Source organism: Sporosarcina sp. JAI121 (assembly GCF_013408665.1).
Lineage (GTDB): Bacteria > Bacillota > Bacilli > Bacillales_A > Planococcaceae > Sporosarcina.
Genome location: NZ_JACCCL010000003.1, coordinates 114524 through 130288, shown reverse-complemented (window position 1 = coordinate 130288; position 15765 = coordinate 114524). Strand labels below are relative to the sequence as shown.

At 38.3% G+C, this 15765-nt stretch carries 16 protein-coding genes and 1 pseudogene; 4 read left to right on the top strand and 13 right to left on the bottom strand.

Translation table 11 applies throughout. The features are described from left to right. Positions 1–6 precede the first annotated feature (6 nt). From HDC33_RS14455 to HDC33_RS14445, 3 genes are read left to right on the top strand one after another with little or no spacing between them, the layout of a single operon-like run. Positions 7–696 (top strand): ABC transporter ATP-binding protein, encoded by a 690-nt coding sequence (locus HDC33_RS14455; protein ID WP_179393266.1) that lies wholly within the window; start codon positions 7–9, stop codon positions 694–696. Then, positions 693–1523 (top strand): hypothetical protein, encoded by an 831-nt coding sequence (locus HDC33_RS14450; RefSeq protein WP_179393265.1) that lies wholly within the window; start codon positions 693–695, stop codon positions 1521–1523. The genes HDC33_RS14455 and HDC33_RS14450 overlap by 4 nt, the downstream gene beginning before the upstream one ends. A gap of 15 nt (positions 1524–1538) precedes the next feature. Then, positions 1539–2738, top strand: a complete 1200-nt coding sequence (locus tag HDC33_RS14445) for a hypothetical protein (protein ID WP_179393264.1) — start codon at positions 1539–1541, stop codon at positions 2736–2738. 394 nt (positions 2739–3132) lie between these two features. On the opposite strand, the gene HDC33_RS14440 is transcribed toward HDC33_RS14445, so the two are convergent. The 3 genes from HDC33_RS14440 to HDC33_RS14430 all read right to left on the bottom strand — a co-directional run bounded on the left by HDC33_RS14440 (position 3133) and on the right by HDC33_RS14430 (position 6864). Next, positions 3133–4053: an HNH endonuclease gene (locus HDC33_RS14440; RefSeq protein WP_179393263.1), complete on the bottom strand. Its 921-nt coding sequence runs from the start codon at positions 4051–4053 to the stop codon at positions 3133–3135. Between the two features lie 310 nt (positions 4054–4363). Further along, complete coding sequence (sstT, locus tag HDC33_RS14435; protein ID WP_179393262.1) at positions 4364–5605, bottom strand: serine/threonine transporter SstT; 1242 nt, start codon at positions 5603–5605, stop codon at positions 4364–4366. A gap of 410 nt (positions 5606–6015) precedes the next feature. After that, positions 6016–6864 carry a pyridoxamine kinase gene (locus HDC33_RS14430; protein ID WP_179393261.1) on the bottom strand — a complete coding sequence of 283 codons (849 nt, stop codon included), beginning with the start codon at positions 6862–6864 and terminating at the stop codon, positions 6016–6018. Between the two features lie 221 nt (positions 6865–7085). Between HDC33_RS14430 and HDC33_RS14425 the strand changes: the two genes are divergently transcribed. Continuing rightward, a complete protein-coding gene (locus HDC33_RS14425) occupies positions 7086–7634 on the top strand; it encodes an ECF transporter S component (protein WP_179393260.1) in 549 nt (182 codons plus the stop codon). 380 nt (positions 7635–8014) lie between these two features. Here HDC33_RS14425 and HDC33_RS14420 read toward each other — a convergent pair. The 10 genes and pseudogenes from HDC33_RS14420 to HDC33_RS14375 all read right to left on the bottom strand — a co-directional run. Further along, a pseudogene (locus tag HDC33_RS14420) lies at positions 8015–8689 on the bottom strand (SDR family NAD(P)-dependent oxidoreductase); the annotation flags it as partial. Positions 8690–9014: 325 nt separating this feature from the next. Further along, positions 9015–9212, bottom strand: a complete 198-nt coding sequence (locus tag HDC33_RS14415; protein ID WP_179393258.1) for a hypothetical protein — start codon at positions 9210–9212, stop codon at positions 9015–9017. Between the two features lie 135 nt (positions 9213–9347). Next, positions 9348–9818 (bottom strand): CPBP family intramembrane glutamic endopeptidase, encoded by a 471-nt coding sequence (locus HDC33_RS14410; protein ID WP_179393257.1) that lies wholly within the window; start codon positions 9816–9818, stop codon positions 9348–9350. Between the two features lie 365 nt (positions 9819–10183). Next, positions 10184–10654, bottom strand: coding sequence for a peptide-methionine (S)-S-oxide reductase (locus tag HDC33_RS14405; protein ID WP_179393256.1), 471 nt, complete (start codon positions 10652–10654; stop codon positions 10184–10186). 156 nt (positions 10655–10810) lie between these two features. After that, a complete protein-coding gene (locus tag HDC33_RS14400) occupies positions 10811–11308 on the bottom strand; it encodes an LURP-one-related/scramblase family protein (RefSeq protein ID WP_179393255.1) in 498 nt (165 codons plus the stop codon). Between the two features lie 418 nt (positions 11309–11726). After that, complete coding sequence (locus HDC33_RS14395; protein ID WP_179393254.1) at positions 11727–12635, bottom strand: sensor histidine kinase; 909 nt, start codon at positions 12633–12635, stop codon at positions 11727–11729. A 19-nt stretch (positions 12636–12654) separates the two neighbouring features. Continuing rightward, on the bottom strand, positions 12655–13326 hold the full coding sequence (locus HDC33_RS14390) for a response regulator transcription factor (RefSeq protein ID WP_179393253.1): 672 nt from the start codon (positions 13324–13326) through the stop codon (positions 12655–12657). 10 nt (positions 13327–13336) lie between these two features. Further along, positions 13337–14116: an ABC transporter permease gene (locus HDC33_RS14385; RefSeq protein ID WP_179393252.1), complete on the bottom strand. Its 780-nt coding sequence runs from the start codon at positions 14114–14116 to the stop codon at positions 13337–13339. Beyond that, the gene (locus HDC33_RS14380; protein WP_179393251.1) at positions 14094–15026 is read right to left on the bottom strand and encodes an ATP-binding cassette domain-containing protein; all 933 of its coding nucleotides are present in this window, start codon (positions 15024–15026) and stop codon (positions 14094–14096) included. Before HDC33_RS14380 ends, HDC33_RS14385 begins: the two co-directional genes overlap by 23 nt. A 177-nt stretch (positions 15027–15203) precedes the next feature. Further along, positions 15204–15665, bottom strand: a complete 462-nt coding sequence (locus HDC33_RS14375; RefSeq protein ID WP_179393250.1) for an immunoglobulin domain-containing protein — start codon at positions 15663–15665, stop codon at positions 15204–15206. Between the last annotated feature and the right edge of the window lie 100 nt (positions 15666–15765).

Here is a 15765-nt window from a genome sequence, read left to right as displayed (position 1 = left end):
ATCTTTGTGATTGAAATAAAAAATGTAACGAAAAAGTTCGGTAGGAAGAAAGTGTTAAAAGACGTTTCTTTTACTGCTAAAAAAGGGGAAATTACTTGTTTAATTGGCATTAATGGTGTTGGGAAAACAACAATTATGAAAGCAATTATGGCATTAACCCCTATTAATAGTGGTGAAATTCTCATTGATGGTGAAAAAATCCATAAAGGGAGCTATGAAAAAATCACCTTTATACCAGATACAATAACGATGTTGCCGCAAATGCAAATACGCGATGCTTTCGTATTTATGGCTGATTTTTACGACTGTTGGAACCAGGGACGTGCAACTGAACTTCTCCAATTTTTCAAACTGAAGGAAACAGATCGAATTTCTGAACTATCAAAAGGCAATACCGCAAAAGTGAACCTTATACTTGGTTTAGCAATGGATGTCGATTATGTCTTAATGGACGAACCTTTTTCAGGGATTGATATATTTAGTCGTGAACAAATTGCCGATGTATTTACGAGTCATTTAATTGAAGACCGTGGCGTCATTATAACGACACATGAAATAAATGATATCGAACATTTAATTGATAAAGTAGTTTTACTGGATAATGGAGTTGTCTTAAAAGAATTCGATGCAGAAGAAGTAAGGGAAAAAGAAGGAAAATCGGTAATCGATGTCATGAGAGAGGTGTATAAAGCATGAAACGTTATTTGAAACTAGTCAATTTCGAATTTAATCGTTTTTTTAAGTTATATATCGTTTTAATTGGAATTACGATCCTATCGCAAATAATTGGGGTTATTGTTGAATCGCGAGCATACTTAAATCGGGCAAATGAATTGATTTACAAGGAATTAATGCTGAAGAGTGAGTTTATCGAACAATATGGAACAATGTCTTTTGCAACAATTTCTCGGTCACTTTGGTTTTTAGGACCTATTGTAGTTTGCGGGGTTACCTTACTTATTTATGTCTTTTTTATTTGGTATCGAGATTGGCTTGGTAAAAATACATTTGGTTATCGTTTGTTAATGTTACCTACAGCGCGCATGAATGTGTATGTAGCAAAGGCAACAACGATTTTACTATATGTATTAGGACTCGTCGCATTACAACTATTATTATTGCCAGTTGAAAGTCAAGTTTTACAGTGGATGGTTCCAAGTGAGTTTCGTACCGATCTCTCTGTTAATGAAATTACCAATTTCAATGATTTGGCTATACTTTTTCCGAATACTTTAATTGAGTTTGTACTTTATTATGGCGCTGGAATGGCAGCTGTTTTTATTATTTTTACAGCTATCCTGTTTGAACGTTCTTTTCGTATTAAAGGGATTATTTATGGCTTTCTCTATTGTGTTGTTTCCCTTTTACTCTTTTTCGCCCCACTATTTATTAATGAGTTTATTTTAGGGAATTACTTTTACCTGATAGAAATGTTTTTCATTGAATTACTAGCAGGGATTCTTGTATTAAGTTGTGCAATTTGGACAGGTAATTTTCTGATAAAGAATAAAATTAGAGTTTGATAGGAGGTCACATAAATGAAACGCTATTGGAAAATCATTTCGATTTGTTTAGTTACGTTACTTGTTATTGGAACCTTTTATATACAATCAAGTTTTGCTACAAATGAGCATTTAAAAATTGAATTTGAAAAAGTAAATGGCAATGAAGGTGAAGTAGAAAATTTAATCCTATTCGGTGATTACTCAGTAGGTCACATATATCAACCTTTGCAAATTACAAGTGAAGAAACAATCGATCCAACTAATTTACCATTTTTACGACAATTAGAACGAATAACTATTCCACCGATGTTGGAAGGTTTAGTAAAACAGTACAGGAATTTTATGCGCGGTAAGGATATGGCGTCTACTTATTTTTTTGAAGATGAAAATCGAATAGCATATGCCAATATTAAAGCGAAAAACCATGTACACCCTATGAAAGATTTAACCTTCGATATTGAAGTACTTACTAAAAAATCAGAAGAAGTTACGTCTATCCGGTTAGATGTACCAGAAAGGGAAAGTTACTTTTGGATGCAGGTTGAGGATGTCCAAGTAATAGATGATGAAGTAAAGGTCATTGCACGGAGCTCTCGGATAACTAATGGAGATGAATTACGTGTATATACATTTGATCTGAATAAGCAAAAATTAGTAACTGATGATACGATTGCTTCTATTCCGATGGTAGAGAATGGCTGGTCTGATTTAAGAATTGTAAATGATTATTATTCAATTCAACGAAATAAATACCTTTTAATTAAAGTAGAAGCTTTTGAAGATGATATGGGACATAGCGACGGGGAACCGAATGTCGTCGCTAATGAATTCATCGTTTACGATATAGAAAATAATCAGTCTAAAAAAATAGTGGCTCCTGCCGAAATACTTGGATCTATAGGTGGTGACTCTGCTATTTCTAAGTCTACAATCTATATTCCATCACAGTCAGCGAATGGTGTAGAAGTCAACCAGTATGATATTGAAAACGAGAAATGGGACGAAAAACGCACATTTGATTTAGTGGACAATAAGGATGAGGAGTCTCCTTATATGAAGGTGATGAATGAAAAATTATATGTCATTCATTTAACAAATAACGGACATAGCATTTTTATAGGCGATTTAAAAACAGGAGAATCGTTATATGAAGGTAAACTAAAAATGACAAACCAAGGAGAAGATCAGAAGGATTATCGTCTTTACTTTCATGAAATAGAGTATGTTCAATAAACAATTAAAAAGTTAACTATTCTTGTCTGGAAAGCCCGTTTTCTATAGCTAATTTATTAATTTTTTGAACGGTTGCAGTCTCTAGTTTTCTGATTTTGATTTCCACTTACAAAGCTCCTATCTAGATTTTTCATGAAAACAAAATTATAGACTACGCGCATTCTGGGCGCACCAATAAGAATACCCTTGCCCTATTGGCAAGGGTATTCTTATTGGTTAACTATATGCCGTGACCACCAAATACTTATGTATACTGCAGTTCGTGGAATTCGAATGCATGTTACCTATACTTTCACGATCTTCTGACACACATCGAAGGACGGACTTCCTAATCATTTAAATAGAATAAAAAGGAATAAATCACTTCTTACACTTTATACGATTTCTGTATCCTTTATTCTATAAACAAATTTCTTTTATGCCACTTGAAATAAGGCTTGTTTTCCTCAGTTCGAGCGATTTTCATTTTTGGATGTATACTGTATGTTCCATAATCCTCTTCGGGAATCTGGGATGAAATATGCAGTCTACCTTGTCCATCGAACGCGATAAATCCGTTCTTATAGAGCGCATCATGATTACAACAAAGAACTATCCCGTTAGAAGGATCCACCCTTTCAAAATCCGTACTGTCTTTCCACGGCTTTGAATAGCTTGCTCGAAGTAGTGCGGGTAACCCAATCCCACAAAGTACACATTTGTAATCCCACAACGGTAGTAAACCTGCTCTAAATTTTTTCCTTCCTAATCGAATCTTTGTTTTCAATTCTGCTTCCGTTTCTGCAATCATTGGAACGAACGTGTCACGCTCTGTTCGAAGAACCGTACCAATCGCTAATTCCAGCTGCTCTTCATCTACTTGGTAAATGTTCAGGTCACCAATTAACTCTAACAATTTTATTGATAATTCCTCATTGCAAGGATACAAATATCCTTGATTACCATTTGCATCTGCTTGGAAAGGTGAATACTTAATTGGCAGAAGCGGCAAAATAGCATCGAATTTCGAACGTATATTTACAGGCACTTCAAGTTCATGATACTCTAATTCCACTAAATACCCATCATCATTCCAGCGTTCTTGATTTTGCATAGTTGACGGATTACTCGCTATCTGGCATCCCGTTTTGGCAACACTAAGCGCCACAATATTTCCTTTTACGTAATGAAATATGCGATCCCCTTCATTTACCTCGATCATTCGTAGCCGTGAATGACGTTCTTTCCCACTACTGTCTTGTTGCAGTGACCAAATGACCCCTAATTCTTTTTCTTCTTGATACGTTTGGCCCTGCATCACAACGAAACTTTGCATGTATCGAACACTCCTTAAATCGCAATTCAACTAGCTCTATACTCATTATAGCTGTTTTTCCCTTTAGGCTGCTCATTGTCGTTTCAAATTGAACCGAATGAGTTAATTTCACAACAGGGAAACAAGCATTAAAATCCGAATAACGTTGTGTTCCGCTCCAGGCGGACGCTTTCCGCGGGCTTGGCTTCATCCTCCTCGTCGCTCCAAACAACATAACTCGAATGAGTTAAAAAGTGTTTTCTGCTCAATCAAAAAGCCACGATCACCGAATCATCTCCGGTAATCGTGGCTTTTCATTTTTTCGTAATTCTTAAGACTTCACAGTAACAACTTTACCTACCTTACCTTCTTTACGCTCTTTAGCATATTCAGCTGCAGCTGTGAACAGTACGTCTGACGATGAATTCAGTGCAGTTTCACAAGAATCTTGAACAACACCGATGATGAAGCCTACACCAACAACTTGCATGGCAATATCATTTGGTACTCCGAATAGACTACATGCTAGTGGAATCAATAAAAGTGATCCGCCAGCAACACCTGATGCACCTGCTGCCGAGATAGCCGCTACAACAGAAAGCATTAGGGCAGTTACAAAATCAACTTCAATTCCAAGCGTATGGACAGTTGCAAGAGTTAGGACAGCAATTGTAACGGCTGCACCAGCCATATTAATCGTAGCACCTAGAGGAATTGACACTGCATACGTATCCTCATCTAAGCCAAGTTCTTTACATAATTTCATATTTACCGGAATATTTGCAGCTGAACTGCGTGTAAAGAATGCCGTGATACCGCTGTCTTTTAAAACCTTGAAAACGATTGGATAAGGATTTCTGCGTATATAGACATATACGATTAACGGATTCACGACAAGTGCGATAAACAACATACATCCAACTAAAATTACAACTAATCTACCGTATACAAGTAGTGCAGAAAGACCAGTTGTTACAATCGCATCAAAAACAAGCCCCATAATACCAATCGGTGCTAAATTGATCACCCATTGCACGACTTTAGTAATGGCATCTGAAAAACTGCCTAACACGTCTTTCGTATTTTTATTGGCATTTTTCAATGCAAGTCCAAGAACAACTGCCCACATTAAAATACCTAAATAGTTAGCATTTAGTAATGCATTAACTGGATTCGCAACTACATTAAAGAGTAATGTTTCAAGAACCTCAACAATGCCTTCTGGAGGAGTAAGGCCTTCTGCTCCTGTTGTCAACGTGAGTGTAACCGGGAACATAAAGCTCACAGCGACAGCGACAGCCCCTGCTAGGAGTGTACCAATCGCATAAAGAACAAGAATCGTTTTCATATTCGTTTTCGTACCGCTTTTATGCACGGCAATTGCGTGCATCACTAAAAATAATACTAAGACTGGTGCCACTGCCTTTAATGCACCTACGAATAAAGAACCGAAAATAGTTACCCAACTTGCCGCAGCAGGAACCGTCAAAGCTAAAATAAGACCAACAATAATACCGAGAACAATCCTTTTTACTAGACTTATTTGATTCCATTTGACAAATAAATTCTTCATTTTTCTACCCCTTAAACGTAATGTTTTCTAAAATCTCGTATAAAAAAACGTACAGTTACTTCTCCCCAGTGAGGCAGCATGTACTTAATTCGCCTCGAAGTAGACTGATAATTTATTTTAGCACAGGGTTTCCTAATTGTGCAATTATTTTTTTATATCAGAATATGGATATTTTTATGAAATTCAACCTTATGTTACTTAAATCTTTGGAGATATATAGTCGGAGCTTAACGAGCAGGACTTTCCTCCCGCACTACCTTGTTCGGTATACTGGTGAGTCATATCGCCTAATTCCCCCCAAATAAGTAGTGGCGAATAGAAAAGTGCATAATAAAAAAGCCACAATTACTGAATGATCTCCAGTAGTTGTAGCTTTCAGGCTTCGTACATTAAAATCAAGCGCATGATTACTAAAGCAGCATTCGCAAAAATTGTTCGAAATTCACGCCTGCCTCGCTCGAAATTTTCTCTTTTGACGTAGCTTCAATCGCAGCGGTTAAAAACGTCTCCGCAAGCTTCATCGACTCTACCAAATCCTGCCCGCGCATCATCCCACCCATTATGACAGATGCAAACAAATCGCCAGTTCCCGAATAGCTCTCGCCATTATAGTCACGGATACTAGTAAATGAACGATCTGCATCGACATACATATTGCCTACATAGCGCTTGTTCGGAACTGCTGGCGGCGGATTCAAACCAGTAATAATGACGTTCGCACCAGTTGCCTGCTGTAGCTGATGGCCCGCCTCTTCTAGTTTCTGAAAATAATCTGAATCATCTTGATAGCTCTGTAGCTTCTCATACGACAAACCTGTAAGCAAGCAACACTCTGTAACATTTGGCGTAACAATGTCTGCACTCTTCACGAGTTCCTTCATACGATCAAGTAAATCACCCGTAAACATTTTATACACTTCACCCATATCGCCCATCACCGGATCGACAAGCAGCGCCGTTTCATCTGAGTGAAACACGTTTAAAAATTGAAATATGTTATCGATTTGCTCTTGTCCCGTTACAAAGCCCGTGTGAATGCCATCAAAATTTGCACCAAGCTTGCTCCACTCATCCACAAAGAAGTCCATTTTTGACGTTAAATCCTCACAATAAAAGCTCGAATACCCTGTTTGCGCCGTAAAAATCGCAGTTGGCAATGGCACTGCCTGAACACCCATCACTGACAGCACAGGAATCGCAGCTGTTAACGAGCATTTCCCAAAGGATGACATGTCCTGAATTACAGCAACCTTTTTCATCATACTCCCACCTACCTAATCCTAAATCGTACTCTCTTCATCGTATCATAAGTAGGGAACGGCAAAAATACACCAACTTCTAGTAGAGAGATTAAAAATTATTTTTAATAAGTAAAACAATCTGACCCCTACTTTTTTTATCAATTTGACACTTTTACAATGGTCAGTTGTTTGCTAAAGTTAAAACTATCAAAGAATTCATCATAGTGAGGATGATCAACATGCAAAATATACAAAATCAATCCTATTCAAAAACGCTTACGAAAACTTTTGATTTAGTTATTACCGCAATTTTAGCAGCACTTATTTTCGCTGCGACAATGATCAATATTAAGTTACCATTCGGGCAAGGTGGACTGATTCACTTAGGGACATCTATGCTTTTCATCGCAGCGATTTTATTCGGTCCTAAAAAAGGGGCTCTTGCTGGAGCAATTGGGATGGGCTTATTCGATATCTTAGGCGGCTGGGCAATTTGGGCACCAATTACAATTATCGCCCGTGTATTACAAGGCCTCATCGTCGGGAGAATTGCTTGGTCGAGGGGACAACGAGGCGATAACGTTGGACTAAACATTTTCGCAGCAGTTGTGTCAATGCCGGTGATGTTGGCGGTATACTACATCGGGCAAGGAATCATGTACAATAACTGGATCGCACCAATGGCATCCATTCCAGGGGACATCATCCAAAACGTTGTCGGTTTACTGATCGCGATTCCAGTATGTATTATGTTGAAAAAAACACCTTATTTCCAAAAGAAGTTTTAATACGTAGAAAATGAACGTGAACTTCTATCCTACACACCTTCTAGTGAAGTATGAATTGTGAACCATCACGGTTACTACTACACTAGAAGTTTTTTTATGACATGATAAATTTCAAGTTCCTGTGTGTGGCACTAATCAGGTAAATCACTACAATTGTATAATAATAAATTAAAAATCAGACGAATTGGCGAATGACTGTTTTTTGTATGATTATCTGGATGTGTGAATTGTTCGACTTTACTTGATGCGCAGGTACCCCAAAATTTTGATAGAACGCATTTACCATGTGATATAATTAATTTAATTCACCGGTTTGATTCAAGTCAAAATGTTTCTAAGACCTAAAACAACTTCTTTGGTAATTTAGCACTTATTTATAATTATGAAATGGATTGTCCACCATCAATTTTCATTTCAACACCGTTAATATGTTTTGCTTTTTCACTTGCTAAATATACCGAAAAATATGCAACTTCTTCAGAGCGACCGATATGTCCAGATGGAATAGAGTTTATTTGTCGAACAACTTCAGGACGGTCTTGTTCAATTGCATATTGGACCATTGGAGTATCGATTAATCCTGGACAAAGTGCAACAGCGCGAATTCCGTCTTTAGCATAATTGAAAGTTAGCTGTTTCGTGTATCCAACAACGGCGTGCTTGGATGTAATATATGCTGCGTCTCCAACACCAGCAATTGTTCCTCCAATTGAAGCAACATTGATAAATGTTCCCTTCCCTTTTTTCAGCATATGTGGCAAAATCTCATTTGTAAGTAAATAGACTCCTTTAACGTTTACATCCATGATTTTATCCCATTCTTCTTCAGTAATATCAAGAGATGCTTTAAAATCTGCCAAAACAGCTGCATTATTCACACAAATATCAACTGTACCAAACGCTTCAAGAGCTTTTTTAATCATCATATGAACATCTTCTTTTTTAGAAACGTCAGCAACAATACTAAGTACAGTTCCATTATTATCATTAATTAGTTTCTCTGTTTCAGCTAAACCTTCCGCATTCACATCACAAACGATAACCTTTGCACCTTCATTTGCATATTCAAGTTCCCTTTACGTACAATTGGAGCGTTTACATTTACAATTGTAGCCAATTTCACAAAACATATCAACGCGTTACATTCGAGTTTTGCGTAATTTCGAGTACCAGGTTCTAAAATAATTCAGAATCGAATTAGAATCTGGCCCCATTCACTTTGCCAGCACTTTTACCAATGGGGTACTATTTTAAATAAAGAAGGATAAACTCAGCCTAATTCCTCCTTCTTTTAGCGAGGAATCAAGCTTTTGATCTTTCACAAACGCGTCCGTTTGTTGTATTAACAGCATATAACTTTATTCGTTATTTATAAATATATTACTCAATTTTTTCACCTAATCGCCGACGAAACACTAGAGCTGAAATAGTAAATATAACGAAAGCTGTTGTTGAACCAACAGTAACTATCTTCAATACATTTCCTATTGGAGTGTTGAATAACAGAGCAACCGAGATGATTAGGACGGCACCAGTTAACCCCATCCCTGAAATTGAGAAAGCCAAAACCTTGTTCATCAAATCCACCTCCCGCATAGCTAAGACTGAGATAACAAACATTTTACTCATATCACTTCTTCATTCCGATTCAATATGCAACAAAATGGCCCTATTGTTGAACGGCCGCAAATCCTTGTTCCAGAATCGCGCCCGTTAGTAGAACAGTGATACTAACAAATTATATAAAGAGTGAACAATAATTACTGACCAAAGAGAGTTACTTTTTTTATATATAAATCCAAATATAATACCTAAAACAAAGCTCGTTGTTATGCCATTTAAAAGATAAGAAAACTCGAATAGGTCTTTATAAAACCAAATCGGGAAATGAATTGATACAAAGAGCAAGGCTGTAATTGTGTTTGCTATCCAGAATTTATAAGAATCCATTAGTTTTCTTAGTAAAAAACCTCTAAAAACAATTTCCTCAGTAATTCCCACCAACAGAACTGTATTAAGCCACTCATGCAACCCCATTTGAAAATCAATATTACTTTTTAAAACGGTTAAATTTAAAATTATAAAATAAGATATGAAAACTAAAGATACCCAACCTGCCCATTTTAACCCCTTTTTAAGGTTATAACGTAATCCTAAATAGGATAACGGGTTACCTTTCTCCATAACTTTAACCAAAAATATAACAGGAATGACCCAAATGGCTATTTTGATAACGGCTGATGTTATAGCCCTTGGTATGGAATCCATCATGCCTAAGTATTGGACTAACCATAATTCTCTCGCACACCAAAGAACAAAAAAGATAAAGAAATATACCCAAATATAATTTTTATTTATTTTTAATAAGATTAGAGACTCCCCCCTTTTTTGTACAACAATCTGGCCCGTTCGTGTGATATGGACGCAATCGCTTATGCTACAATTGCGCCCGATTGTTGAAAATGATTAAACAGTTCTGTTCCCCTTATTATTAGGTAAAGCATATCTGAAAACAGTAGTTCCCAGAAACCAACTTTTACTATTCTCCCTTACTTATACCTACTTACTATTTCTTCTGTAATATGACAATAATCATTTGGACATCTAGCTAATCTATCTTGATGCTCTTCTGCACTTCTCACATAGTTTGTGAGAGGTAATACTTCAACAACTATAAGGTCATAATCATTTCTCTCACTAAGAAACGCCTTCGCCTCTTTCAAGTGTTCCGGCTTTTCACTATAAACTCCTGTTCTGTATTTCTCGCCAACATCCTGTCCTTGTTTATTCAAACTGTGTGGATCAATGATTTCAAATAAATATTCCATTAGTTCCCTGATTGTTACAACTGTCGGATCAAAACCTGTTTTTACACATTCGGCGTACCCATCATAATCACCCTCAAGTGTATGACTTGTTCCATTAGCTCTTCCTGCCTCTGTAAACTTAACTCCAGGTAATGTTTTTATAAATGCTTGTACTCCCCATAAACATCCACCTGCAAAATATACTACTTCCATATTGACACCCCTCTTCGTTTAAAAAAATCAAAAAATCCATTCTATAATCTCGAGTACTAGGTTCTAAAAATTTCAGAATCGAATTAGAACCTGGCACCCTTCACTAAACTTCGTGACGCGCAGAGGGTTTGTCGCAATGACACGTTACTAGTTGTGTCACGCCCCGCCTCCAGCCCCCGCAGCAGACTGGGCTGCTTTTGCGTAGTCAATTGCCACAACGAGCGCCACGAGAAGTGGTTCCATCTCATCATCTAGAATATCCAACTGGTAGCTATCGCCCCATGTGAACCACTTTTTGCTGACAGCGCCAATCAGTTCCCCATTTCGGTACACTTCGAAATCCATATCCCACCAATTCCCTTGTACTTCTATTCCTGCCGCATCTATTGAATACCGTGCTTTTAAAAAAGAAAATTCCTTTTTTATCATTACCGTTTCTTGGCCGTGCACGTCGACAAAAAAAGTCGGTAGGAAACTAAATGTTTTTTTCGTGATCATCGCCACTTCCTGCCTAGCCACATCCATAATCGAAAACGTCTTCGGTATTTGCATAAAGCTTCCTTCTACAAAATACACTTCGTTCTCTTCTGCATCCTTCACCGAAAACTTGCCGCTCAGACTAAATACCTTTTGCTTGATATACAGCTGTCTCATGTAATCCCTCCTCGTACTAGAAGATCCTTTTCAGTAAAACCCGTTATCTCTACTACGAATCAGATGACAAAACGTTTCACTTTCTCGATAGATAAAGAGCGAAATAGGTAGTCTTGCTACTCTCACCCAAGCCCGGATACGCGACAACTTTTTGCGACTCAAACACTTCTTATATAGATTCCATGTTCACGCCATCATCTCTTTGCCTAGGAAATCATAAGAGCACGTACTATGAGTAGGTTTGTACAAAGTGATTTGCTGTCGAGGCTCCTGTGCACCACACATTTATGACAATTCACTAAAAGCTTTTACTTACACAAAGAAGCCAACCAAATATTAATATGGTTGACTTCTGCAATTACTTAATGCAATTGTAGTGTATGAGTGCGCTGTACAGGCACCAAAAAGATTCTGAATGCTACACCAGATTTCTGTTGATCGGCAGTCGGATTGTAAGTATGAACCAATTCCCATTCAGTTCGGCATCCATGTTTCCATTCATTTTTTCAACTATTTTTTTCGAGAGATAAAGGCCTAACCCACTTGCTTCGGTATTCGTTCTACTCGTGACTTCCGTATAGAAACGAGTGAATACTTTTTCGACCGCCACTTTACTATCTGATTTACTATCATTTTTTATGACAAACACCACATAGTCTCCATCATTCCCATAGCTGATGACCGCTTTACTTTTGGCATAGCGAAGTATATTTTGAGCGATATTTTGGAGCACCCGTATCAGCATGAACTTGTCAGCAATTATGTGACGGTCATGCATTTCTTCAGGAAATTGGAGTTCAATTTTCTGTTCTTCAAATTGTTCATAAAAGGATAAGAAGATTTCTTCCACTACGGTGGAGAGGGAAATTGAAGATAAAGCCATTTCTTTTTGGTTCGTTTCAATGCGTGCCAAGTCATAGAAATGGTCGGTCATTTCCATCAAACGATTGACAGACTGTTCGATAATTTTTCCATAGTGCGCCCTCTTCGTTTCATCTGTAGTCCCTTGTAAGAGTTGTACATAGCCGTTGATGGACGTGAGTGGTGTCCGCAAATCATGAGAGAGCCCTGCGATTGATAACTTCACATTCTCTTCCATCTGTTTCGCTTGCCGATTTTTCTCTTCAAACGCATCGATCATTACATTCATTTCATCGACTAATTGCATTAATTCCTTCTCCCGAAAATCAAAAGATAGCCGACTGCCAAAACTAGCTCGAGTTGTAATCTCCTTGACCTTCTGCTTCAATTTCCGCAGTTCTCGCTTTACGAAATAAATATAAAGAAGAAGCGCAACTGTCAAAAAAGCAAACAACGATGCCCACATAACATTCACGCTCCTTCCGTTAATCAAATTTGAAGCCTATGCCCCATATTGTTTTAATGTAATTGGTCTCATTTGAATTGAGCTTATTTCGTAAATTACTAATATGCATATTGATCGTTTTGTCACCATCAAAGTATGGTTCATTCCAAACACTTTCGTAAATATTGGCGCGACTGAATACTTTCTTTGGATTCTCCAGGAACAGAAGGAGGATTGCGTATTCACGCCCAGTTAAATGGAGAGTTTGATCATTGACCTTCACTTCGCGCGTCTCTATGTTCACTCGAATATCCTGGTAATGGATTTCTTTCATTTCGCTGAATGAATCCTTTGCTGCATGACGCAATTGGATGTTGATCCGCACAAGCAACTCCTTTACATCAAATGGTTTTGTGATGTAATCATCCGCCCCATTCGACAAAAGTTCCAATTTCGAATGTTGGTCATTTTTTGCTGATAGCACTATGACCGGAACCGTTGAATTCAACCGGATTTCCTGAAGGAATTCTTCTCCATTCATCCCTGGAAGCATCAAATCCAAAAGGACTACATCCAGCTGATTTTGTTCAAATAACATTTTCCCTTCCGTCCCTGAGTAAGCACTTAATGTATCAAATCCGTTTAGGGTCAATGTTTCCTTGATTAGTGAATGAATCGCCATATCATCTTCAATTATTAATATCGTTGCCATATCTATCGACCTACTTTATGTCTGATCGTGTAAATAAAAATATTCCTACTGCTGATGATAGCACAATCGTAACAAGGCTGACTAAAACCATCTCAGAATACAAAGCGATATCCGCCGGTTTCGCAAAATCTAAATAGAACAGGAAAGACTCCGTAAACCAATATGTGACTTGTTTAAAATGCGCGGTTTGTTGGAAGATCCCCGGAAGAAATCCTGTTCCGATCGTGTACAGAAATCCCCATATGAGTGCGAAACTGCTATTTTTCGTCAGAAAGCTAATCATCACATAGACAGATACATTTGCCAAAATTAATACATAAAGCGTACCGAACGTTTTTAGAGCATAACTAAAGTAATTGTTAATTTCTGCGACGCCGCCAAAGCCGAACGCCGCTGTAAAGCTGGTCATTCCGATGGCAGTCATCCCTAAGACACCGACGAAGGAAAGCAGTGCAGCTATCACAAATTTAGAGAAATAATAGTGCGTACGACTTCGACCTAAAGACAACGTATTTCGAATCGTTCCATTCTGGAATTCTTCTCCAATGAAGAAGCTACTAAAAGCGCCGATGACAAGTAAAATGGTTAATCCGTTCTTCTCCATCATTAAAACGCCCGTAGCTCCATTGACGACAGTATCAATCACTTGGACGAGCTCTTCGCCATTCCGCACGGCAAATAGACTGTTCACGACTTGCATGATAGGCAGTAAGCATAAAATACTTAAGGTAATCCAGAATTTTTTGCTACGAAACAACTTTATTTTTTCAGCTGCTAACAGATTCAGCATGAGGAATCCCTCCTGTTAATTGTAAGAAATAATCTTCGAGTTTTTGTCTTGATGTGCCAATTCTTGAAACGTTCACTTCCGCTAAGACCAATGCGCGATTAATGGCGGCAACATCGTCCAATTGTTCATAAATATTTATTTCGGTTCCATTGATCACTTCATAATCCTTAATTCCCAGTTGATCTAGTATGACGACTGCTTGTTGCACGTCGGTCGTTTCCAATTCAATGTATTGACGAGTTTCACGCGCCAGCTCCTCCTTCGAAAGTTCACTAATTATTTTTCCATCATGCAAAATACCGTAGTGGGTCGCAATCTGTGAAAGCTCATCCAACAAGTGACTTGAAAGTAAGACGGTGATTCCACGCTCTGTCACGAGTCTTTGAATGATTTCACGCATTTCAACAATACCTGACGGATCAAGACCATTTGTCGGCTCGTCCAGGATTAGAAATTCAGGGTTTGTCATAAGTGTCGAAGCAATGGCTAACCGTTGACGCATTCCTAAAGAGAAGTTTTTCGCTTTCTTCTTGCCTGTATGGCTAAGATTCATTAAATGAAGTAACTCATCAATCTTACGTTCACTTACACCACCATTTGCCGCTTGGACTTGCAAATTCTGACGGGCCGTCAATTCTGGATACAGTGCCGGCGTTTCAATGGATTGCCCCATTTTTCTCCTCGCCTGCTGCAACCCCTTCGTGTCGGTTTCTCCAAACAGCTCGATGTTTCCTTCATCAATCGTTATCAACCCCATAATCGTGCGCATGAATGTCGATTTCCCAGCGCCATTCTCCCCGATCAAACCATAAATCATTCCTCGTTTAATTTCGATTGATACTTTATCGAGCACCTTGTGTTTCCCATACACCTTTGATACATTCGTCGTTTTAAGAATCGTTTCTGACATACACGATCATCCTTTCATTGCTGCTATGTATATAATAAGTGGCAAGTATAAATAGTTTGACCGGAAATGTATAAAGAAAGTGTAAAGAAGGTATTGCCCATCATCCAATTGAAACTTCCCGGCAGGTCTTCACGTGGAAGAGTGAGAGGTGGAATTGAAGAGTTCGACCAGCCAAACCTACATCCGTGTCAACACCCGCTCCCCCGCCCTGGCATGTCCCAAATAATACGGATACGCGACAACTTTGTTGCGGTGGAAGTATAATATAGTCGCAGCATCTGTTTCATCAAAATGAAAAAGCTTCGGCAGTAAATGGGAGGCATTCGTCAATCGTTTTGGTATCTCTCGGAACATGTCCTGATGGAGTTCACGCGCCTCTAAAACATTTTCACTATAATAAAATGCGAATCGATCCGGCATTGTTGTTTCGGCAACGTACAGCTTAATCTTGCCAATACATAACTGATTTCGTGCAACCATTTTCGAAATTGCCTCGTCGTCATAATCGATGACATCCAGCCGCTCGGAATCTTCCTCCACTTTCACTTTCCCCTCGGCAATTGCCCAAAAAATCCGATGTGCCATGTGCACCATGTCCATTTCAATCGCCAACTGAAACACTTCTTGTACTGCTACCATGTTACGCCATCCTTTCTCTTTGCCTAGGAAATTATAAAATCTCGTACTATGAGTAAGTTTGTAGAAAGTGATTTGTCGTCTAGGCTTCAGCGCCTAGACG

Bases quoted from the DNA above. Each gene is read 5' to 3' on its own strand.
- HDC33_RS14425 (WP_179393260.1), top strand. From the start codon at position 7,086: ATGCAAAATATACAAAATCAATCCTATTCAAAAACGCTTACGAAAACT.
- HDC33_RS14415 (WP_179393258.1), bottom strand. From the start codon at position 9,212: ATGAACAAGGTTTTGGCTTTCTCAATTTCAGGGATGGGGTTAACTGGT.
- HDC33_RS14385 (WP_179393252.1), bottom strand. From the start codon at position 14,116: ATGCTGAATCTGTTAGCAGCTGAAAAAATAAAGTTGTTTCGTAGCAAA.
- HDC33_RS14405 (WP_179393256.1), bottom strand. From the start codon at position 10,654: ATGGAAGTAGTATATTTTGCAGGTGGATGTTTATGGGGAGTACAAGCA.
- sstT (WP_179393262.1), bottom strand. From the start codon at position 5,605: ATGAAGAATTTATTTGTCAAATGGAATCAAATAAGTCTAGTAAAAAGG.
- HDC33_RS14390 (WP_179393253.1), bottom strand. From the start codon at position 13,326: ATGGCAACGATATTAATAATTGAAGATGATATGGCGATTCATTCACTA.
- HDC33_RS14445 (WP_179393264.1), top strand. From the start codon at position 1,539: ATGAAACGCTATTGGAAAATCATTTCGATTTGTTTAGTTACGTTACTT.
- HDC33_RS14395 (WP_179393254.1), bottom strand. From the start codon at position 12,635: ATGTGGGCATCGTTGTTTGCTTTTTTGACAGTTGCGCTTCTTCTTTAT.
- HDC33_RS14440 (WP_179393263.1), bottom strand. From the start codon at position 4,053: ATGCAAAGTTTCGTTGTGATGCAGGGCCAAACGTATCAAGAAGAAAAA.
- HDC33_RS14410 (WP_179393257.1), bottom strand. From the start codon at position 9,818: ATGGAGAAAGGTAACCCGTTATCCTATTTAGGATTACGTTATAACCTT.
- HDC33_RS14450 (WP_179393265.1), top strand. From the start codon at position 693: ATGAAACGTTATTTGAAACTAGTCAATTTCGAATTTAATCGTTTTTTT.
- HDC33_RS14430 (WP_179393261.1), bottom strand. From the start codon at position 6,864: ATGAAAAAGGTTGCTGTAATTCAGGACATGTCATCCTTTGGGAAATGC.
- HDC33_RS14380 (WP_179393251.1), bottom strand. From the start codon at position 15,026: ATGTCAGAAACGATTCTTAAAACGACGAATGTATCAAAGGTGTATGGG.
- HDC33_RS14400 (WP_179393255.1), bottom strand. From the start codon at position 11,308: ATGAGACAGCTGTATATCAAGCAAAAGGTATTTAGTCTGAGCGGCAAG.
- HDC33_RS14375 (WP_179393250.1), bottom strand. From the start codon at position 15,665: ATGGTAGCAGTACAAGAAGTGTTTCAGTTGGCGATTGAAATGGACATG.